This window comes from Synergistaceae bacterium, assembly GCA_017540085.1.
GTDB lineage: Bacteria > Synergistota > Synergistia > Synergistales > Aminobacteriaceae > JAFUXM01.
This window is the reverse complement of record JAFYBQ010000025.1, coordinates 39655-58305: the sequence shown is the minus strand read 5'-3', so window position 1 is coordinate 58305 and position 18651 is coordinate 39655. Positions and strand designations below refer to the sequence as shown.

At 50.6% G+C, this 18651-nt stretch carries 26 protein-coding genes; 12 read left to right on the top strand and 14 right to left on the bottom strand.

The window, feature by feature from the left end; genetic code table 11:
- Positions 1–122: 122 nt before the first annotated feature.
- From IKQ95_05045 to IKQ95_05035, 3 genes are read right to left on the bottom strand one after another with little or no spacing between them, the layout of a single operon-like run.
- Positions 123–1517 carry a sensor histidine kinase gene (locus IKQ95_05045; GenBank protein ID MBR4196061.1) on the bottom strand — a complete coding sequence of 465 codons (1395 nt, stop codon included), beginning with the start codon at positions 1515–1517 and terminating at the stop codon, positions 123–125.
- Entirely contained in the window at positions 1517–2155 is a 639-nt protein-coding gene (locus tag IKQ95_05040) for a response regulator transcription factor (GenBank protein MBR4196060.1), read from the bottom strand. Before IKQ95_05040 ends, IKQ95_05045 begins: the two co-directional genes overlap by 1 nt.
- Positions 2156–2188: 33 nt before the next feature.
- Entirely contained in the window at positions 2189–2755 is a 567-nt protein-coding gene (locus IKQ95_05035; protein MBR4196059.1) for a hydrolase, read from the bottom strand.
- Positions 2756–2888: 133 nt separating this feature from the next.
- On the opposite strand from IKQ95_05035, the gene IKQ95_05030 reads away from it, so the two are divergent.
- Both IKQ95_05030 and IKQ95_05025 read left to right on the top strand, forming a co-directional pair.
- The gene (locus tag IKQ95_05030) at positions 2889–3770 is read left to right on the top strand and encodes a sirohydrochlorin cobaltochelatase (GenBank protein MBR4196058.1); all 882 of its coding nucleotides are present in this window, start codon (positions 2889–2891) and stop codon (positions 3768–3770) included.
- Positions 3771–4694 (top strand): iron ABC transporter permease, encoded by a 924-nt coding sequence (locus tag IKQ95_05025; GenBank protein ID MBR4196057.1) that lies wholly within the window; start codon positions 3771–3773, stop codon positions 4692–4694.
- Positions 4695–4801: 107 nt separating this feature from the next.
- Here IKQ95_05025 and IKQ95_05020 read toward each other — a convergent pair whose 3' ends face one another.
- The 5 genes from IKQ95_05020 to citD form a co-directional block, all read right to left on the bottom strand.
- The gene (locus IKQ95_05020) at positions 4802–5110 is read right to left on the bottom strand and encodes a type II toxin-antitoxin system VapC family toxin (GenBank protein ID MBR4196056.1); all 309 of its coding nucleotides are present in this window, start codon (positions 5108–5110) and stop codon (positions 4802–4804) included.
- Positions 5103–5282 carry a hypothetical protein gene (locus IKQ95_05015; protein MBR4196055.1) on the bottom strand — a complete coding sequence of 60 codons (180 nt, stop codon included), beginning with the start codon at positions 5280–5282 and terminating at the stop codon, positions 5103–5105. Before IKQ95_05015 ends, IKQ95_05020 begins: the two co-directional genes overlap by 8 nt.
- A gap of 84 nt (positions 5283–5366) precedes the next feature.
- A complete protein-coding gene (gene citF / locus IKQ95_05010; GenBank protein ID MBR4196054.1) occupies positions 5367–6938 on the bottom strand; it encodes a citrate lyase subunit alpha in 1572 nt (523 codons plus the stop codon).
- Positions 6939–6941: 3 nt separating this feature from the next.
- The gene (locus IKQ95_05005) at positions 6942–7859 is read right to left on the bottom strand and encodes an HpcH/HpaI aldolase/citrate lyase family protein (GenBank protein MBR4196053.1); all 918 of its coding nucleotides are present in this window, start codon (positions 7857–7859) and stop codon (positions 6942–6944) included.
- On the bottom strand, positions 7859–8167 hold the full coding sequence (gene citD, locus IKQ95_05000) for a citrate lyase acyl carrier protein (protein MBR4196052.1): 309 nt from the start codon (positions 8165–8167) through the stop codon (positions 7859–7861). Before citD ends, IKQ95_05005 begins: the two co-directional genes overlap by 1 nt.
- Positions 8168–8413: 246 nt before the next feature.
- On the opposite strand from citD, the gene IKQ95_04995 reads away from it, so the two are divergent.
- Positions 8414–9058 (top strand): prepilin-type N-terminal cleavage/methylation domain-containing protein, encoded by a 645-nt coding sequence (locus IKQ95_04995; GenBank protein MBR4196051.1) that lies wholly within the window; start codon positions 8414–8416, stop codon positions 9056–9058.
- A gap of 82 nt (positions 9059–9140) precedes the next feature.
- Here the strand turns inward: IKQ95_04995 and IKQ95_04990 are convergent, their stop codons facing one another.
- The 5 genes from IKQ95_04990 to IKQ95_04970 all read right to left on the bottom strand — a co-directional run bounded on the left by IKQ95_04990 (position 9141) and on the right by IKQ95_04970 (position 12792).
- Positions 9141–9380, bottom strand: a complete 240-nt coding sequence (locus IKQ95_04990; GenBank protein MBR4196050.1) for a DUF2442 domain-containing protein — start codon at positions 9378–9380, stop codon at positions 9141–9143.
- Positions 9381–9382: 2 nt separating this feature from the next.
- Complete coding sequence (locus IKQ95_04985; protein MBR4196049.1) at positions 9383–9640, bottom strand: DUF4160 domain-containing protein; 258 nt, start codon at positions 9638–9640, stop codon at positions 9383–9385.
- 63 nt (positions 9641–9703) lie between these two features.
- Complete coding sequence (locus IKQ95_04980; GenBank protein ID MBR4196048.1) at positions 9704–11197, bottom strand: tripartite tricarboxylate transporter permease; 1494 nt, start codon at positions 11195–11197, stop codon at positions 9704–9706.
- Between the two features lie 12 nt (positions 11198–11209).
- Positions 11210–11743 carry a tripartite tricarboxylate transporter TctB family protein gene (locus tag IKQ95_04975; GenBank protein MBR4196047.1) on the bottom strand — a complete coding sequence of 178 codons (534 nt, stop codon included), beginning with the start codon at positions 11741–11743 and terminating at the stop codon, positions 11210–11212.
- 62 nt (positions 11744–11805) lie between these two features.
- Positions 11806–12792, bottom strand: a complete 987-nt coding sequence (locus tag IKQ95_04970; GenBank protein ID MBR4196046.1) for a tripartite tricarboxylate transporter substrate binding protein — start codon at positions 12790–12792, stop codon at positions 11806–11808.
- Between the two features lie 109 nt (positions 12793–12901).
- Here IKQ95_04970 and ribD point away from each other — a divergent pair, with 109 nt between their 5' ends.
- The gene (gene ribD, locus IKQ95_04965; GenBank protein MBR4196045.1) at positions 12902–14035 is read left to right on the top strand and encodes a bifunctional diaminohydroxyphosphoribosylaminopyrimidine deaminase/5-amino-6-(5-phosphoribosylamino)uracil reductase RibD; all 1134 of its coding nucleotides are present in this window, start codon (positions 12902–12904) and stop codon (positions 14033–14035) included.
- Positions 14017–14649 (top strand): riboflavin synthase, encoded by a 633-nt coding sequence (locus tag IKQ95_04960; GenBank protein ID MBR4196044.1) that lies wholly within the window; start codon positions 14017–14019, stop codon positions 14647–14649. The genes ribD and IKQ95_04960 overlap by 19 nt, the downstream gene beginning before the upstream one ends.
- On the opposite strand, the gene mtnA is transcribed toward IKQ95_04960, so the two are convergent.
- Positions 14612–15697: an S-methyl-5-thioribose-1-phosphate isomerase gene (gene mtnA / locus IKQ95_04955; GenBank protein MBR4196043.1), complete on the bottom strand. Its 1086-nt coding sequence runs from the start codon at positions 15695–15697 to the stop codon at positions 14612–14614. The genes IKQ95_04960 and mtnA overlap by 38 nt on opposite strands.
- Before the next feature lie 221 nt (positions 15698–15918).
- Between mtnA and IKQ95_04950 the strand changes: the two genes are divergently transcribed.
- The 7 genes from IKQ95_04950 (at position 15919) to IKQ95_04920 (ending at position 18645) form a co-directional block, all read left to right on the top strand.
- Positions 15919–16098, top strand: a complete 180-nt coding sequence (locus IKQ95_04950; protein MBR4196042.1) for a hypothetical protein — start codon at positions 15919–15921, stop codon at positions 16096–16098.
- 15 nt (positions 16099–16113) lie between these two features.
- The gene (locus tag IKQ95_04945) at positions 16114–16326 is read left to right on the top strand and encodes a hypothetical protein (GenBank protein ID MBR4196041.1); all 213 of its coding nucleotides are present in this window, start codon (positions 16114–16116) and stop codon (positions 16324–16326) included.
- Between the two features lie 97 nt (positions 16327–16423).
- Positions 16424–16639 (top strand): hypothetical protein, encoded by a 216-nt coding sequence (locus IKQ95_04940; protein ID MBR4196040.1) that lies wholly within the window; start codon positions 16424–16426, stop codon positions 16637–16639.
- Between the two features lie 185 nt (positions 16640–16824).
- Positions 16825–17091 (top strand): hypothetical protein, encoded by a 267-nt coding sequence (locus IKQ95_04935; GenBank protein MBR4196039.1) that lies wholly within the window; start codon positions 16825–16827, stop codon positions 17089–17091.
- Between the two features lie 9 nt (positions 17092–17100).
- Positions 17101–17352 (top strand): DUF4160 domain-containing protein, encoded by a 252-nt coding sequence (locus IKQ95_04930; protein ID MBR4196038.1) that lies wholly within the window; start codon positions 17101–17103, stop codon positions 17350–17352.
- Positions 17342–18034, top strand: coding sequence for a GTP cyclohydrolase II (gene ribA, locus IKQ95_04925; GenBank protein ID MBR4196037.1), 693 nt, complete (start codon positions 17342–17344; stop codon positions 18032–18034). The genes IKQ95_04930 and ribA overlap by 11 nt, the downstream gene beginning before the upstream one ends.
- 122 nt (positions 18035–18156) lie before the next feature.
- Positions 18157–18645, top strand: a complete 489-nt coding sequence (locus IKQ95_04920; GenBank protein ID MBR4196036.1) for a 6,7-dimethyl-8-ribityllumazine synthase — start codon at positions 18157–18159, stop codon at positions 18643–18645.
- The last annotated feature ends 6 nt before the right edge of the window (positions 18646–18651 follow it).

Here is an 18651-nt window from a genome sequence, read left to right as displayed (position 1 = left end):
GATCCTGACATCCGCCGTCAGTTCTTCGGCTTTCTGGATTTCCTGAGTCCATTATACTATTTTTCATGGCTTGTCAACCGCCTTTCTATCGGAATACGCCGGGATTATAGCACGATAACGCCTCACACTTTCAGCGACGCTGTAATCCTCGTGCCTTCACCCGGCTTTGACGTTATTCGGAGAGTCCCGCCCATCAATGACATTCTCTCGGTCATGCTGGCGAGTCCCCGGTGTCCTTCAACCCTCAAAGTTTCGTGGTTAATGTGGCCTGAGTCGAATCCTCTTCCGTTATCGTCAATCTCAAGAGTCAGCGTATCATTCTCCCGTGCAAGCTCTATATTCACCTCTGTAGCCTGCCCATGACGCACGGCATTTGATACGGCCTCCTGAATTATTCGCAGGAGGGATAATATTTTGTCGTTCTCGATTTCGGCCTTGTCGGTGTCCTCGTCGTAGTCCGTCATAATCACGATGTCATAAGCCTGCGAGAGTCTTTCAGCAAGCTCCGTTATTGCCTCGTTGAGTCCCAAATCCATCCACGGGGGCGCAAGCTCATCACAGAAAGCGCGCAATTCACGCACTACAGTTTTTGCGATAATCTCCGTACGCTTGAGCCGTGATGTTTTGTTCTCGTCATCCTCTATCATGTGAATCTGCTGCAACAATGCTGTAACATCCTGCAATGCCCCATCATGAATTTCCCGCGCCATGTCCATACGCTCTTGTTCCTGCGCCTGAACTACGTCCCGGACATAGCGATTCCGCAGATTGTCCCGCTCAACTGCCGCCTGCGCGTATCTCTGCAATGCGCTGTGAACGCTCCCGATTTCCTCAATCGTTCCTTCCGGGAGTTTTTCGGGAACGTCTTTTCCGAGTGTCATGTTGTCGATTTCTGACGCGAGAAGCCGCAAAGGTGCTACGACTCTGCTCCACAATAAGCGAATCGCAACAAAGCTCAGGAACGCAATCGCCACAATCAGAGCAGGCCATATTCTGACGACTCCGACAAGCCCGCCGAGTAGCTGAGTCCACGAGACTGCCGCGACAACATAGCCGCCGCTGGGACGCTTCACGGGGTAAACAGCTAGGGTATACTGCGCCCCGCTTTTGTCCTCCGCCCGTATAGCTTTTCCCACAGGCAAATCATTGCGCCATATGGACGAGATTACGCCGACTGAGCCGGGAGACGAGACTATGACTCTTCCGTCCTGCGCGATTAAGGCGACCCAGCCGGGTATTGACGGCCCCCACGAAAAGAACGGGAAGCGCGTGAAGTCGTCAAGCATTGAGAACGTCCAAGCATCAGAGTCCGTGCTGAGATGGTAGCTCATGCTCTCGGCTATGTCCTGAACGTAGGAGCTTACAGCGGCCTCCATTGCGCTTTCCTGATTCAGCATTCCCGCAACGGCCACAAGAACAACGGCGGCTGACGGGATAACAAGCGCACACAGCAGAAAGGCAAGAAAGTGAGACCCGCTTGACCCCTCCGCAAATTTTCTCCGCAAGTATGAGAGCATCAGTCCTCTAACAGCTCTTCAAGCGTTACGACTCCGTACTTCAGCGCGAGAAGTAATGCCTCTGTCTTGTTTCGCGAGCCGAGTTTGTCATATATTGACGCTAGATGTGTCTGCACTGTTCTTTCACTGATGAATAACTGCTTGGCTACTTCCTTGCTTGAGAGTCCTTTTGCCGCAAGCAATAATACTTCTCTTTCCCTCACGGATAACTGCTCCGGGATAAAATCCTGCTCGCCCATCACTGACGCTACTTCAGGATCAAGATACAGCCCGCCTTTTGCGACCGTGTTAATTGCAGTCGTTAATTCTTTGGGACTCACTGTCTTTAGGACGAACCCACGCGCCCCGGCTCTGAGTGAGGCTATAACATACTGCTGTGCGTCATAGGAAGTCAGCATAACGATTGCGGTATTCATTCCCTCGTTCTTGACCTTCTGCGCGACCGCAACGCCGTCATAACCTGGCATACGAATGTCAAGCAGTGCGACATCAGGCCGCAGCTCCTTTATTTTGTCCCATGCCTCGATTCCGTCTTCAGCTTCCGCGACTAGCTCAAATGATTCCTCACGCCTGACAAACTCCGCAATCCCTGAGCGCGTCAAAGGATGATCATCCGCCAACAATATTCTTACTGACATAATATCTGAATCATCTCCGATAGAATTTTTCTGCTACATTCCGATTTCTTTCTCGACCGGGCGCAGTGCCTTTATTGTTTCGGTGATTACGTCATCGAGGGGTATATTCATTTTTTCCGCACCCTGCTTGATTATTTCACGGTTCACGCCGCGGGCAAACGCTTTGTCCTTCCATTTCTTTTTGACGGACTTCAATTCGAGGTCAGCAAGCGATTTTGACGGCCTCACGAGTCCCGCCGTTATGATAAGCCCGGTAAGCTCGTCAACCGTGAATAGAGTCCTCTCCATGTCATTGGCCGGCTCAACGTCAGAGCATATCCCGAATCCGTGCGACTGTACCGCGTGAATGATGTCCTCATCGACTCCCGCTTCCCTCAAAATCACGGGGGCTACATGGCAGTGCGTATTAGGCTCCGGGGCTGTCTCCTCCCAGTCAATATCGTGAAGGACTCCGACGACTCCCCATAGTTCCGGGTCATCGTGGTAGATTTCCGCAAAGTGCCTCATGGCCGCCTCTACTGCGTGCGCGTGGTGAATGTGGGACTCTTCCTTGTTGTGCTGCCTGAGAAGGTCATATGCCTGTTCTCTTGTCGGTATCATGTTTTTGTCTCCCTGAAAATTTTTCCCTGTAATTATATCTTGACGGGATTATATTTTCTTATCACATAAGGCTGATTTTTGCAGGGCGTGTATAATTCAAGCAATCAAACTTTCAAGGAGGCATATTTCTTCCATGCATAAAATTTTCGCGTCAATACTTCTTGTTATGCTCATGATTACTCCGGCAATGTCCCGCGAGAGTCAGCCAAAGAAATCCGCAATGCTCGTTGTGTCGTTCGGAACGTCAATGCCGGAAGCCCGCAAAGCAATCGACAATCTTGTTGACACTGTGAGGAAAGAATTTCCCGGCCATGAAGTGAGGCTCTCTTTCACGTCAAACATAATCCGCCGAAAAATTCAGCGCGAACATGGCGAGGCCGTCCCGAATCCATCACAGGCATTAGCACAGCTCAACGATGAGGGCTATACGCACGTAACAATAATCCCGACTCACATGATACCCGGCGAGGAATATGACGAGGTTCGCGGGGTCGCTTCTGCTTTCGGGAAAATGTCCGGGAAATTCGGCTTTGAGGAAATCAGGGTATGCAGTCCGTTTCTTGACGGCGTGAAAGGCTGTGAGGCAGTCGCGGACATTCTCATGAAGAGATTTGAGTCCCGCCTCAAAGACAAAGAGACCGCAATAATCCTCATGGGACACGGAACCCCGGAGCATTTCGCAAACGCGCAGTATCTTCAATTGCAGCTGGCACTGAATCAGAAGGCATACGGGCGTTTTTTTGTGGGGACTGTCGAGTCGTCGCCCTCGCTTGATGATGTTCTTGCGGAGCTGAAACGCCATCCCGAAATAAAGAGGCTCATACTTTCCCCGCTGATGATAGTCGCCGGAGACCACGCGAATAACGACATGGCCGGAGAAGATGACCCCGACTCGTGGATTAACATTCTCAGGAAAAACGGGTACAAGGACATTGATATATACCTTGTGGGACTGGGAGAGGATGATAATCTTGCGCGTGAGTTAGTCATGAAGATACGCGCTCTCGGTGAATAGTTGCTGCCTGCGTTAATACTTCTTGCGGTGTCATTGTGGCGGATTGCGTCGGGTGAATGGGACATCCCTTTTTCTGACGTGATCCGTTTTTTGCTGACGTGGACGGACTCCCCGGAGGCTGCTGTGATTCATTCGGTGAGGCTTCCGCGTCTGTTATGCTCGATATTCGCGGGGGGGATTCTGAGCGTCTCAGGCGTAACATTTCAGGGACTCTTAGCGAATCCATTGGCGGAACCGTACACGCTCGGAATAGCATCGGGGGCGGCGTTTGGTGCGGCTGTCGGGATATTGGGCGGTGAATGGGCGGTAATGCCGTGCGCGTTTGCCGGGGCAATGTGCGCGTTAATCCTGACGGGAGCAATTGCGCGTGACGGAGGCCGGGAGCGTCTCATTCTTGCCGGGGTAATCTCCAACGCTGTACTGTCTGCGGGCGTAACGTTCCTGAAATCGATTGCGGGCGAGAAAATCGGGGCTGTAGTCCTGTGGCTGATGGGAAATTTTTCGGGGGCTTCATGGCGTGATGTATGGGCGGTAACGGCGGGGGCGGTGATAGTGCTTTTCCCGGCATACATCGCGGGGAATGCGCTTGATGTTATGTCGCTGGGCGGTGAGAGGGCTTCAGCTTTGGGCGTGAATGAGAATCTCGTTCGGCGGACTCTTCTTGTGTCTGCGTCAATGGGAGTCGCATTGTGCGTGAGTTCGTTCGGTGTGATTGGGTTCGTGGGACTCATAGTGCCGCATATTTCGCGTGGGATTGTCGGTGCAAATCATAGGCGTGTTACGGTGAATGCGTTTGTGATTGGTGCTGTGATGATGAGTCTTGCTGACGGAATAGCGCAGAGGCTTGGCGAGATTCCTGCTGGGGTGATTACGGCTGTAACGGGCGGGCCGTTTTTCTGCTGGGTGCTTGGGAGAAGGGGATAATTATTGCGGGCTTATTGTCCAGTCTTCATGAATGAGGCCGTCAATCCTGCCGAACTCGTTTATGTTGTTAGTTACGAGGATTCCTTTTCGGGCTAAAACTGTTGCGGCTATGATTGGTCGTTGTAGCCGATTTTCTGTCCTCTGAGTTCAAGCGAGGCTCTTATTTTCGCGTAAGTCATGAGCATAGAATCCTCAAACGGGACAATCTCATACGGCATTAAGAAAGCAAGCGTTTCCGTGAGAGTTTCATTGCGCCTTTTGCTTTTCTCCGCGCCGACAAGCAACTCACCTTTAACAACAGCCGGAATCTTTATGCGTTCAGGCTCTATTGCGTTGATTCTGTCAGCAAGAATCCCGAACGGCCTGCACATGTGGAAAATGCAGATGTTAGTGTCGAGATAGTACACGTTATTCATGCCCGGCTTCATCCTCATCACGTGCATAACCGTCCGGCGGCCTCACAAATGTTTCATCAGTAACAGAACCGGCCGTGTTCATAACGTATTCGTGCCATCCTTCGGGCGTGTGGTAATCGAAAACTTTTACCATCAGCTTTTCTCCGCCGTAATCAACTTCTTCATAACGCATATTCATTCCTCCTTTGGGATATTACTATTATCACAAAAAACTCCCCCCGATATTCAGGAGGGAGCCTCTATTTTTCTGTAACGCTTAAATTTCAAGCGGCTTAATCTTCCTCACAACGTCGAGAATTGTCCCGTCGCGAGCCTCAAGAATCGCCACTACCTTGTCTTCCCACTCTAAATCGTCCGGCCTTCCTACAAGTGAGTACGCCTTCTCCTGAAGCTGCTTAATCGGAACGTGCTTAATTCCGGCCTTGTCGAGTGCCTCTATTATGTCCGTGCGTCTCGGATTGACCGCCGTCCCAAAATCCGTAACAACGACATCAACGCAGTCTCCCGGAGTCGTAACCGTAACAACATGCTCGCAGATTGTCGCCATTCTCCCGCGTGTCAGGGGCGTAACGATCACGCAGCACTTTGCGCCCTCTGCCGTGTCAGGATGTCCGCCCGGTGCGCCGCGTAATACTCCGTCAGAGCCGGTTATGACGTTGACGTTGAAATCTGTATCGACCTCAAGAGCCGCGAGAACAACGAAATCCAGTTTGTTGACGAATGCGCCCTTGTTGGCGGGGTTGGCATATTCGGAGGCTGTCATCTCGTAGTGATTCGGATTCGTACGGATGTCCTCGATTGCTCCCGTGTCAAAGTCCTGAACGTCAATAATCTTGCCGACCTTGCCTTTTCTCTGAAGCTCACAGATTGCCGCAGTGATTCCGCCGATTGCCCACGCCATTTTGATTCCCTTTGCGTCCATTAACGGCTCCAAGAATCTATTTACGGCTAACGAGGGGCCGCCCGCACCTGTCTGGAAGCTGAAGCCCTCTTTGAACCACGGACAAGCGGCTATGACTTTTGCTGTGTTCTCGGCCATCATCAAGTCGCGGGGATTCTGAGTCATTCTTGCGGCGGCTGAGGCGATTTTCTTCGGGTTACCAATCTCATCAACCTTCACAACGTAATCAACATTGACTCCGTGTATGCTCGGCGGGAAATTCGGGTAAGGCACAAGCGTATCTGTGATAACTACAACTTTGTCGGCGTATTCCGAGTCGACATAGGCATAGCTGAGGACTCCGCAGTCGCCCTTTCCGCCTAATGCGCGGGCGTTTCCGTACTCGTCTGACGTAGGCGCACCGATAAACGCAACATCAATATGTACGTCGCCTTCCTCGATTGCACGTACACGGCCTCCGTGTGAACGGAGAATTGCGGGTGTCTTGAGCTTTCCGTGTGAGACAACATCGCCCATTTTCCCGCGAATGCCTGAAGTCTGAATGCCCGTAACGATTCCGCGCTCAATGTATTCGGCTATAGGGTCGTGAGCGTCTCCGAGACTTGACGCGGCTATAGTGATGTCCTTTATGCCCAAGTCAACAATTTCCTTCATGACCATGTTCACTATGTAGTCGCCGTTCCTGAAGTGATGATGGAATGAAACTGTCATGCCGTCTTTGATTCCGCAGGCGATTACGGCATCACGGATTGAAGGAAGTAATTTGCTTTCCTGCGGGTTCTCGTAAATTCTCGTGGTAGGGCCGGCCTTCTTGATATATTTTCCGTCCCTGTAGCCTTTTCCCTGATACGGCTCGTACTTTCTGCCGTTCTTGAGCTGTACTGCTAATGCTTCTTCGGGTATCTCTCTTCCTACTGCGTTTTTCATGACTTAAAGATCCCCCTCGTAAATTCCGCTGGCTTTCGCTAACTTTATGACTCTCTCTGCGCCGGGGACAAATGCGATGTCAATCATTTTCCCGTTGTCGAGCGTGAAGACTCCGACTCCCTCTTTTGCGTGTTCGCGGAATGCCCGCACAATCTTTTCTGCCTCTGCGATTTCCTTCTGAGTCGGGGCGAGCATTTCATGGACGATGGGAATCTGTTTCGGGTTGATGAGTGATTTACCGTCAAAGCCCATTTCTACATTCTGCTTGACTTCAGCCCTGAATCCCTCGTCATCGTTAAGGTTCGTGAATACCGTGTCAAAGCACTGAATCCCCGCAGCCCTCGCCGCATTGAGCATTAACCCGCGGGCGAATAACATCTCTATTCCGCCGGGAATGACTTTGACCTGCATACACTTGCGGTAATCTCCGCCCGACAAAGCAACGCCGAATAATCTCGGTGAAGCCTGGCAGATCTCGTAAGCGTTAAGCACACCTTTGGGACTCTCAAGCGCGGCCATGAGAAGAGTCCTTCCGACCTCGACTCCGAACTCTTTCTCAGCTTCTGTTACTGCCGCGTCAACTGTCTTAACGTCCTGAGCTGACTCGGTCTTTGCGATTCTGATTCCGTCGCACCCTCCCGCAACGCAGACCCGGATGTCTTCCTTCCAGTGAGGAGTGTCGAGTCCGTTGATACGCACGATAACTTCTGTGTCGCCGTAATCAATCTCTTTGAGCGCGTGATAGAGTGAGAATCTTGCGCTGTCCTTCTGATTTTCTGCTACAGCGTCCTCAAGGTCGAGCATTATGGAGTCTGCCCCGTAAATGTATGCGTCCTTGATGAGTCCGGGCTTCTGTGCGTTCATGAACATCATTGTTCTGCGGAGACGGAATCTCTCCGGCTTCGGTCTCGGTAAACTCATTAGCGAATCACTCCTCCCCAGTCAAATTTGCCGTCCATGTCAACGCCGCAGCCCCTGTAGAACGCGCACTCAACGCGGGCTTTGATTGTGCAGTCCAATGCGCCGTGATCGTTTACGATGACTTTTGCGTTCTTCACGCCGAGCCTTTCGAGTGAGGCAAGCACCTCTGCTTTTATCTGCCTGCCGTACTGATTGAGAACAGAGCTTTCGAGCGTCAAATCGATTCCGCCGCTGTCTTTTGGCTCAAGCGTTATCATTATGTCGCTCGACTCAAGAGTCCCGGCAGTGCCAGCCGCTTTTAACTCCATAAGAACAAACACCTCCTGCAAAATTCGCGATGCCTCCGCTGAAATTCCCTGCAAGATTCACAGAGCCAGCAGACGCGCTCAATGTAAGAAATTTAATTTGTCGTGGAAATATCAACAAGAATTTTATCACATGGGCATGAAATGAAAATAGAATTTATTGACGAAAGACAGAGAAATATTAAGCGCAAGCAGAGTATAATAAATACATTCTTAAGAAAAAATTTAACACAATAAGGAGGGCTTATGATGTTTTATAACAATACGCAAGGCCAACAATACGCCAAAAAAGGCTTCACACTCGTTGAGCTTCTGATTGTTATTATTGTAATCGGCATTCTCTCGGCCATGATGATGATTTCAGCGGGCGAGATCATCGCAACGACAACAGCGACAACCGTCATAAGCAACCTGAAGAATCTTAAGGCAGCTGTAACGTTCTGGTATATCGACAACCCGGACAAAATAGAGAAACAGTCTAACAATGGCGCATATCTTGTTAAATATAACGGCCATAAAAGCCCGGTGCAGGAATTTTGGGAGAGCAGAGAAGACAAAGATTACCGTGATACAAGTGGCTTCAAAGCGGAAGTGCTTCGCTACATGAGCAACATTCCCGGAGTCCGTGCGAGCGGCTCAGGGTATGGAACTGACAAGAAATCCGCGGCTATTACATCGGGAGCTTACCGCCTGAATGACAACGATGGCAAAAATAAAAGAAATCAATGGTTCATAGGCTACGTGATTTCTGACGGCAAAGACGGAGGAAACAGCACCCTCAAACGGAAATTCGCAGAACGCGCAAAATCTTTCGGACTCCTTCAGACGAACAATAAAAACAGTGCACCCTACACAAACGGCGATGTAGTGTGGATGATGATACTTCAGCTTTAATCACGGCAAAAAATTTCCGGTGTCTTTTCTTTTGCAGGATGATAAAAAAGCCTCCCGCGATTCTTTCACGAGAGGCCGCAAACTATTCATGATAATATACGTGTTCGGGGGCGCAGTCTAATGTGTCATCCCAAACTATTGCGCCATCTTCAGCATGAGCTTTCCTGAAGAATGATATATCGCGCAGTTTTCGGAAGACTCCTTTATTGAAATGATCTGAGAAATCACGGGCCTTTATTGTTCCGTCAGCAAATTCAACCTTCAGCACATAATCATTAAGCGGCTCAACTTTCACAGCATCGGGGCATTCATGGCATCCCATTATTATTTCAGCCCCCTTATGCTTGTCAATTCGCGTCCGTCTCTTGCGTCCTCCCAGTTCTCTTCAAGCTCCCGTGAATGAAGTACTGCCCATCCTGCAATTATCTTTGTGATTCGCGCAGGCATTGAGCCTTTCAGCAGATCGCCGTCAAAATTGTATTCGGCTTCTTCACCGTCATATTTTGCATGGAAGTGAGGCGAGTTATGCTCATCATAATACATGTAGATTCTGATTCCGTAGAACCGTGAAATTTCCGGCATAAAATCCTCCTTACAACAAAAAGCCTCCCGCGATTCTTTCACGAGAGGCAAAAATTTTTCGTCTTACGCTTCTTTCTTCCTGAAGAGTGATGACACTATCGGCCACACAAGAAGCACAAGGCTGATTACCATCAACGTACCAGCAACAGGACGCGCAAACATGTTCACGAGGTTAGCCCGCGAAATCGTGTAAGCCCTGCTGAAGTTCCCCTCGCATATCACGCCGAGAACGAGTCCGAGAATCAATGCCGCGCTGTTGAAGTGGCACGCAGAAATTATGAGACCTATCACGCCCGCAATCGCCATGATTTTCACGTCAGCAATGCTCATGTTCGTTGCGTATGATCCGATTATCGCAAGCATTATTATTATCGGCCCAAGATATGAATACGGCACCGCCAAAATCTGCGCAAACACTTTCGCAATCGCAATCGCAACGATGACCATCAATATATTTGTTACGACCATTGAAGCAAATGTTGCGCTGAGATACTGAGGCTGATTTACGAGTAACAGCGGCCCTAACTGTACGCCCTTCAGCACAAGCGCACTCATCATTACCGCCGCGGCATTACCGCCCGGAATACCGAGAGACAGTAACGGCACCATTGCTCCGCCCGTTGCGGCATTGTTGGCGGTTTCGGAGGCGGCTATACCGTCAATGATTCCCGTTCCGAATTTCTCCGGGTGCTTTGAGAGTTTCGTCTCGCTTGAGTAGCACAGGAATGAAGCTATCGTAGCACCAGCCCCCGGAAGTATGCCGATTATCGTACCAATGACAGAACATCTTGCGAGCAACCATTTGATCCCCCACCATTCGCGGAATGATGGCATCTTTGTGTTTACGCTGGCTGTGCTCTCGTCGGCTGTGAGCTTGTCGCGCTTCTTTGTCTGCTTGAGTACTTCTGTTACGGCGAATATTCCGATTAACACGGGAATCATTTCGAGTCCCGCAATAAGTTCACCGCTCCCGAATGTGAGTCGCTGTACCGCGTACATAGGATCCTGTCCCACGCACGCAAGCAGGAGTCCCAAGAGGCCGGAAATCAGAGTCCGCAGAATGTTCTTGCTGTCGAGGCATGTCAGGATTGAGAGTCCCATGAACGTAATCGCAAAAATGTCTGACGGGCTGAATGACAATGCCGCCTGTGTCAATTGCGGTGATAATGTCAGCATTGCGAGAGCCGAAACGAGTCCGCCGATTGCTGACGACCCTAACGCGATTCCGAGAGCCTTCCCCGCCTCGCCCCTCTGCGCCATCGGGTAGCCGTCAAATGTCGTAGGTGCTGACGATGGTACACCGGGAATCTTGAAGAGGATTGCCGTAATGCTTCCGCCCGTGATTGATGAGCAGTAGATAGCCACAAGGAACACTATCGCCGGAACTGGCTGCATTGAGTACGTGAACGGGAGTCCCAGTGCCACCGCCATTGTCGCGCTGACTCCGGGCAATGCCCCGAATATCGTCCCGACAACAATCGCAAACACCACCATCAAAAATGTGTAGGGATCCATCAATACGCTGAAGCCGTTTGTGAACAATTCCCAAGTTGTCATGATTATTCCTCCCTACATGCCTAATGCTGACTGAACAGAAGCTACAATGCCTTCAACGTAAAGTGAGAAGTTGCGACAGGCTTCAATCGTCCCTCGCGGAAGATTCACCGACAGCAACACGCTGAACACGACATAAAGAACGAACGTAATCACCACAGAAAATATTGCGAGCCTGAACACGTGAGTTTGTCCCAGCAATAACCCGTAAAGGAACAGCACAAGGCAGCACGTAGCCATATAGCCGAGAGGCTCAAGCACAAAACTTGCGCCGATGATGATTGCCATACCGAGCCAGCGTTTTACGTTGATGTTGAACATTGACGCGAACGAGAAATCCGGGTTGTTCCTGTTCTTGCGGATGATGTTGATGATGTTGATTGCTATGCAGATGAGTAGCAGTATGATGATTGCTTTCGGCCAAACGTCCGGCTTCAGTGTGTAGGGGTTGCGGGCTGTTCGGTCGGGGATTGGTGCTTCTAGGACGTGGAAGAAGTAAGAATAGAGGAGTCCCAGCCATAATAGAACGTTGCAGATTAATTCAAACACTGTGATTTTCTCCTTTGCACAAAAAAACGGGGCATGACTTCACCCCGCGTATTGTCATGTCGCTATTTGTAGTAATCTTTCTTCAGCACGCCTTCTGATTTGAGGTAATCAGAAAGCAGCCTGTAATCCTTCTCGCAGTCCGCTCCATATTCAGCAGGCCCCGCGAATCCGGGTCTCTCATCGTAGCACCCCTGCACAAGGAACGCCTGCCACTGAGGATCTTGGGACGCTTTCTCGATTGCCGCGACAAGGACATCAATAGCTTCTTTCGGTGTTCCCTTCTTGGCGAAAATTCCCCTTGCAGGCCCTAACACCGAATTGATTCCCAGCTCAACCGAGCATTCAACATCCGGGTAACGCTTCATTCTCTTTTCTGACAGCGCAAGGAGCGGAACGACATCCCCGGCCGCAATGAGTCCCTCTATTTCGTCAGTGCCTGTTACCATAATGTCAATATGCCCGCCGACAAGTGCCGAGTTCATTTCAGAGCCGGAAGGATACGAAACATCAAGAATGTCGAGACCCTCAAGAGCCTGCTTCAATGACGCGCCGTCTAGCCCCGTGCTTGTCAACATACCTACGCTGACCTCAAACGGATTTTTCTTGACGTACTCAATCATTTCTGAGAATGTCTTGTAGCCCTTGCGATCCATTGCTTTTTTCGAGGCTGTTATTACGTTGATTGCGTGAACGAGTCTTGCTACGGGGATAAATTCGTCCTTGAAGTTCATTGACGTTGTTCCCTGAATGTCCTGCATGAAAAGACTCTGAGTCCCAAGCATGTACGTATAGCCGTCCGCCGGCTGCTTGTAGACATACTCAACCGCCGTAACTCCGTTTCCGCCCGTAACATTCACGATTTCAACCTCTTGGCCGAGAATGGGCTTCAACAAATTTGCCATCGGCCTGAGAGTCGAGTCAGCACCCCCGCCGACACTCCACGGGCAAACGATGGTAACCTTGCGCTCAAACTTCCATTCAGTGGAAGCGAACGCCGCGCATGACAGCACAAGCATTACAGCAAGCACTGAACACAAAAATTTTTTCATGAGAATTTTACCCTCCCTGAAATTTGATATGGTTTATGGAAATTTCGATAGCGTAATTCTAACATAGGCCGTTAATGTTGTTATCTGTAATTGTTACGGCGGTGATACAATGTCAGCAAAAATTTTCCCGGAGGCGGTAACAATTCACACTCAATACATGTCCCGCGCTTTGTCGCTGGCAAAAAACGGACTCCGAATGACATCCCCGAATCCTATGGTAGGCTGCGTAATCGTGAAGGACGGACGCATAATCGGCGAGGGCTGGCACCATCAGTACGGCCATCCTCACGCGGAAATTGAAGCCATAAATGACGCGCATAATCACGGCGAAAATGTCCGGGGAGCAACGGTGTATGTTACTCTTGAGCCTTGCTCCCATTACGGGAAGACTCCCCCCTGCGCGAATCGTCTTGTCGCTGAAGGAGTCGCAGAGGTCATAATTGCCATGAGAGACCCGAATCCCAAAGTCAACGGAAAAGGGATAGACATTCTCCGCGAGTCTGGGATAAAGGTTACGGAGCTGAAAGATTTTGAGGCTGAAGCGAAATTCCTCAACCGGGGATTCGTTTTCGTCCACAAATACGGGCGGCCATTCGTCAGCCTGAAGGCGGCAATTTCTCTTGATGGGCGAATGAATCTGCCGAACGGCGCAAGCAAATGGATAACAGGGATCGAGTCCCGCACAGAATCCCACAGAATGAGGGCGGAAAATGACGCTGTATTAGTGGGAGTCGGCACTGTCCTTAGCGATGACCCCGAATTGACCGTGAGACATGTTGCGGGGATTAATCCTGTCCGCGTGATTCTGGACTCGCGTCTGACGACTCCCACGTCAGCAAAAGTTATCGGCCATGACGGGAAATGTATCATCATCACGGCGGAAGGTGCAGACCGTCAGAAGGCAGAAGCATTGACGGACATAGGCGCGGAAATCGCAGAGGTGAAATCATCCGGGGGTCATGTCGGCATTCATTCGGCACTGGAATATTTAGCGGGGCGGGGGATTCTGACACTCATGGCCGAGGGCGGGCCGGGTATATTGGGCGCGTTGCTTCATGAGGGAGTCGCGGACTACATACGGCTGTTCATTGCCCCTAAAATTTTCGGCGGGGGGAAAACTATTGACGCTGGTATGAATTTTGCTGACGTAAAATCGGCCTTCACACTCACGAATCCAATCACGCGCACAGCAGGCGATGACACGGTAATAGAAGGGAGATTGTCATGTTCACCGGACTTATAGAGACGATCGGGACGGTAAAGAGTTTCAGCAGGAAGGGAACGTATTACACTCTCAGCATTGAGTCTGAAATTTCTGGTGAATTGTCGCTCGGTCAGTCCGTCAGTGTGAGCGGGGCATGTCTGACAGTAACGCGGAATGACTCGCACGTGTTCGATGTTGAGATGATGCAGGAGACATTTTCGCGGACATGGTTCGGGCGGGGACTTCATGCGGGGACGAGGGTCAATCTTGAGCGGGCTATGAGGCTGACAGACAGATTAGACGGTCATTTAGTGCTGGGACATGTTGACGGTGTAGCGGTTCTGAAGGAGATTCGCGGGACTGACACGAAAGAGGCCGTATTTGTCCCGGAAGACTCAGACTTATTGCGGGGAATCGTGGAGAAGGGATCCGTTGCGGTTGACGGAATCAGCCTGACAGTGATTGACGCGGGGACTCGCTCGTTCTCTGTCGGAATTATCCCTGCAACTCTGGGCGCGACGACTCTGGGAGGGCTTAAAGCCGGAGGAATAATCAACCTTGAGACGGATATTCTTGGGAAATATGTTGCGAGGCTTTCGGAGTTTGGGACGGGCGTTAAGGACTCGGATTACTGGCGGTCGCTCCTGTCGTGAGAATTTCCCGGAGGCTGTCAATATATGGCGGCCTCGCGATCCCGTATTCAGTAACAATCCCCGCAATCAATGAATTATCCGTAACATCAAACGCAGGATTGTAAACTTTCACGCCATCGGGAGCCATTCTCTTTGAGTACCACATTTCTGTAACCTCATCGGGATTCCTTTGCTCAATCACAATTTCCGCGCCTGTCTGAATTGTCATATCTATTGTTGACGCGGGGCAGAAAACGTAGAAGGGAACGCCGTAATATTTCGCCATGATCGCGAGTCCCGATGTTCCGATTTTGTTGCAGCAGTCCCCGTTGGCCGCTAACCTGTCGCACCCGACAAAAACCGCGCTGACTCTTCCTTCCTTCATGACCTGTGAAGCCATGTTGTCGCAAATCAATGTAGTGTCGACTCCGTCGGCGACAAGCTCAAACGCTGAGAGCCTCGCACCCTGCAATAACGGCCTTGTTTCGTCGCAGTAAACGCGGAAATTCATTCCCTTCTCGCGTCCCAAGTGTATGGGTGCTAATGCGGTGCCGTATTTTGACGTGGCGAGCTGTCCGGCGTTGCAGTGTGTCAAAATTCCGTCCCCGTCGTGTATCAATGTCAGGCCATATTCGCCGATCTTCCTGCATGTTTCTGTGTCCTCTGACTTTATCGCGAGAGCCTCAAGCCTTAGTGCCTCTATGATTTCGGGAATGGCTTTGTCTGCGCTGGCTTCTGCGACTGAGTATACCCGGTTCAACGCCCACGAGAGATTGACGGCTGTAGGCCGGGCGGAATTGAGGTAGTCTTTTGCGTCTTTGAGTCCGGCCATGAACGCGGGGTAATTGCTTGCGGTGATGTTTCTTGCTGACAGGTACAGCCCGAATGCGGCGGCTATTCCAATTGCGGGCGCGCCCCTGACCTGAAGGGTCTTGATGGCGTTCCATATGTCCCGGATGTCAGTCAGGCGGAGAATTTTGACATGGCCGGGCAGTTTCGTCTGATCGAGAATGAGAAGGGCGGACTGATTTTCGTCAAGCGACACAGTTTCATATGTCAGTATGTTCATGATTGCCCCCTGAGATTTTGATTGATGGGAATGATTATAGCCCCTAGAAAATGATTCGGCTATTCGGTGAAGAAAGCTGTTGACAAAGCCCCCCCCCCCTAATAGTATAATTGCCGTAAAATTTCACAGTGCAGAAAAATTAACACTCATCAACAAAGACTTAGCGTAAAGAAACCACAAAACGCAAGGTTGTATTTGTGCTAGTTTAAGGAGGCTACAACATGGCGAAAACGGCGGAGACTTATGAGAAAGTCGCTGAGACCTTCACGCGCAAGGGTAATACCGAATGGGCGAAGGCCAAAAATGGCGAGGGAGATTACCATTACGGGAACGCGAAAAAGGATTACGCGACCGCGGAGCTTGCGAGGAAGAAAGCGCAGGAACTGAGGAATAACGGTTAGGAGGTGCAGTAAATAATGCCCAAGGAAAATGTAGTTGATATAGAAACAACTCCAATACCGGGCGGCGGGAGCAAAACCAAGGTTACAGTGAAGCCGTCAAAAAGCGGTGCTATAGCTGGAGCCAGCGCGGGGGCTGCTATTGGCACTGCGGTGGCCGGGCCTGCCGGGGCTGCTGTAGGAGCTGCGGTAGGAGGGGCTGTAGGTTACATTTTCGGGCCTGCGGATTAGCTGACGGAGGAGGCGCAAGAGCATGGGATTCTTCAGCAGTTTGATGAAAAACGCGGCTAACTCAATGGCGGAGACAGGAATAAAGAAGTAAAGGGAAATGGCCGCGATGGTGGCAAGGTCTGACCCTGAAAAAGCGCGTGAACTCCTTGACAAAGCAGAAGCCGCGTCAATCAGGAAAATTGAAGCGGACGCTGACAGACACGGAATCCATGACCCTAGGGAAAGGGATTACTTCATCGAAAACGAGACCAGGAAAAGACATGATGAAGCAAGAGCCTTGAAATCACGCATACTGCGCGGTAGTGAGTGGTAAGCTGGAACACAGACAAAGGCTCGCGCCCCCGGTCAAACGCAAACAGCTTCGACAAATGCCCCAAATTGCCGGACAAGCGTCATCATTTCGAGGAAGTGTAGCAGGAAATCACAAGAGCATCGGACACTCACAGCCGGTGCTTTTTTTGTGTGCTAATATACCCGCGAAAGGAGATGAAACGAATCATGATGTACCCTTTTATGACCCTCAACGATGACACAGAGATTACGCATTCAGAGATGTACCCGGACGGCACCGTGAAAGTGTATATTGAGACTCCTGTTGACGGAGGATTTCACGACGCTACGTGCTGGCTTCCTATGTACAGATGGGAGGTCAACGGCTATTCGTGGCTGGAAATGCAGTACCTGAAGCACCTTGTCAGAATGAATGAAGCTCTTTTCATGAAGTACTCACAGGACGGAGGGATTACTTGTGCCGACTATTTTTAGGATTGGCCGATACGTTATATTTTCTGGACGAATGAAGGAGAACCTCGCGAGCCTGTGCATGTACATATTGCTATAGGACAGCCCGGCCCAAATGCTACAAAGATATGGATAACGAAAGACGGCAAAGCCATTGTAGCCAACAACAATTCACGGATTCCTGAAAAAGGACTGCGGAGGCTGATTGAGGCAATAAAAGATGACATCGGTACTATCATTGAAGCGTGGCTGGATTATTTTGGCGAGATAAGATATTTCTGCTAATATAACTCCCGCAAAGAGAGATGATAAACATTTGGACTGCCATAATCACGATCACGAAATAATAATCACAAAAAGCAAATACAAGCGCGTTGAGAAAAAATTAACCGTCCCAATCCCGACTCCCTTTGGACTCTTCCAAGTCAGCGCATACAGGAGCATAACGCAGGATGACGACTCCCACACTCATTTAGCGTTAGTCATGGGCGATATTTCGACTCCCGAACCCGTTTTAGTCCGAGTACACAGCGAATGCTTCACCGGGGATGTTCTCGGCTCTCTCAGGTGCGACTGCGGGCCTCAGCTACACACAGCCTTGAAGATGATTGCTGACGAGGGGCGCGGGGCATTGCTCTACATGAGGCAGGAAGGACGCGGAATAGGTCTCCTCAACAAGCTACGGGCGTATCAGCTTCAGGACGAGGGACTCGACACAGTAGACGCAAACGTGGCATTAGGCTTCCCCCCCGACATGAGGGAATACGGAACAGGCGCGGAGATTCTCAAAGACCTTGGACTCAAACGAATACGCCTGATGACGAACAACCCCGGCAAAATTTCCGGCCTAGAAGAATACGGAATAGAAATCACCGAGCGCGTGCCAATCGTAATTACGCCCAACGACTATAATATTAAGTATCTTGACACAAAAGCCAGCCGCATGGGTCATGTGTTTACAGTCTGACCAACATTGTCCCTTTTGTGGTAACCCCTCTGCCCCCCTTAGTCCCCCCTAAATTAGGGGGGAGGGAGCGCGAGCGGAAGAGGGGTTCAGGAACACAGTCAAATGAAGGAGGAAATAAAGCAGTGAAAGTAACAGAAGGAAAATTAATCGGCTCAGGTCTCAATATCGCAATAATCGCCTCACGCTTCAATGACATAGTAACATCCCGACTCATCGAGGGCGCAAAAGATACCCTCATCCGTCATGACGTATCACCGAACGCAATCGACATCTACTGGGTTCCTGGGGCGTGGGAGCTTCCGTTAATCGCCGAGGAAGTCGTGCTTACGGGGAAATATGACGCTGTTATAGCACTTGGCGCGGTGATTCGCGGTGATACTCCGCATTTCGACTATGTAGCGGCGGAGTCGTCAAAGGGACTCGCGTCTGTCGGCCTGAAACATCGAGTCCCCGTCCTTTTCGGGGTGCTTACGTGTGATACATTGGAGCAGGCACTCTTGCGGTCAGGCAGCAAGGCTGGCAACAAGGGATCTGACTGCGCTTTAGGTGCGATTGAGATGGCAAATTTACTCCGTGCCGTCAGAAAAACTACATCAACAGAAGGGAACTAATCCACA

Excerpts from the sequence above, each read along its gene's own strand:
- IKQ95_05045 (MBR4196061.1), bottom strand. The coding sequence starts at position 1,517 with ATGCTCTCATACTTGCGGAGAAAATTTGCGGAGGGGTCAAGCGGGTCT.
- IKQ95_05040 (MBR4196060.1), bottom strand. The coding sequence starts at position 2,155 with ATGTCAGTAAGAATATTGTTGGCGGATGATCATCCTTTGACGCGCTCA.
- IKQ95_05035 (MBR4196059.1), bottom strand. The coding sequence starts at position 2,755 with ATGATACCGACAAGAGAACAGGCATATGACCTTCTCAGGCAGCACAAC.
- IKQ95_05030 (MBR4196058.1), top strand. The coding sequence starts at position 2,889 with ATGCATAAAATTTTCGCGTCAATACTTCTTGTTATGCTCATGATTACT.
- IKQ95_05020 (MBR4196056.1), bottom strand. The coding sequence starts at position 5,110 with ATGAATAACGTGTACTATCTCGACACTAACATCTGCATTTTCCACATG.
- IKQ95_05015 (MBR4196055.1), bottom strand. The coding sequence starts at position 5,282 with ATGCGTTATGAAGAAGTTGATTACGGCGGAGAAAAGCTGATGGTAAAA.
- citF (MBR4196054.1), bottom strand. The coding sequence starts at position 6,938 with ATGAAAAACGCAGTAGGAAGAGAGATACCCGAAGAAGCATTAGCAGTA.
- IKQ95_05005 (MBR4196053.1), bottom strand. The coding sequence starts at position 7,859 with ATGAGTTTACCGAGACCGAAGCCGGAGAGATTCCGTCTCCGCAGAACA.
- citD (MBR4196052.1), bottom strand. The coding sequence starts at position 8,167 with ATGGAGTTAAAAGCGGCTGGCACTGCCGGGACTCTTGAGTCGAGCGAC.
- IKQ95_04995 (MBR4196051.1), top strand. The coding sequence starts at position 8,414 with ATGTTTTATAACAATACGCAAGGCCAACAATACGCCAAAAAAGGCTTC.
- IKQ95_04990 (MBR4196050.1), bottom strand. The coding sequence starts at position 9,380 with ATGGGATGCCATGAATGCCCCGATGCTGTGAAAGTTGAGCCGCTTAAT.
- IKQ95_04985 (MBR4196049.1), bottom strand. The coding sequence starts at position 9,640 with ATGCCGGAAATTTCACGGTTCTACGGAATCAGAATCTACATGTATTAT.
- IKQ95_04980 (MBR4196048.1), bottom strand. The coding sequence starts at position 11,197 with ATGACAACTTGGGAATTGTTCACAAACGGCTTCAGCGTATTGATGGAT.
- IKQ95_04970 (MBR4196046.1), bottom strand. The coding sequence starts at position 12,792 with ATGAAAAAATTTTTGTGTTCAGTGCTTGCTGTAATGCTTGTGCTGTCA.
- ribD (MBR4196045.1), top strand. The coding sequence starts at position 12,902 with ATGTCAGCAAAAATTTTCCCGGAGGCGGTAACAATTCACACTCAATAC.
- IKQ95_04960 (MBR4196044.1), top strand. The coding sequence starts at position 14,017 with ATGTTCACCGGACTTATAGAGACGATCGGGACGGTAAAGAGTTTCAGC.
- mtnA (MBR4196043.1), bottom strand. The coding sequence starts at position 15,697 with ATGAACATACTGACATATGAAACTGTGTCGCTTGACGAAAATCAGTCC.
- IKQ95_04950 (MBR4196042.1), top strand. The coding sequence starts at position 15,919 with ATGGCGAAAACGGCGGAGACTTATGAGAAAGTCGCTGAGACCTTCACG.
- IKQ95_04945 (MBR4196041.1), top strand. The coding sequence starts at position 16,114 with ATGCCCAAGGAAAATGTAGTTGATATAGAAACAACTCCAATACCGGGC.
- IKQ95_04940 (MBR4196040.1), top strand. The coding sequence starts at position 16,424 with ATGGCCGCGATGGTGGCAAGGTCTGACCCTGAAAAAGCGCGTGAACTC.
- IKQ95_04935 (MBR4196039.1), top strand. The coding sequence starts at position 16,825 with ATGATGTACCCTTTTATGACCCTCAACGATGACACAGAGATTACGCAT.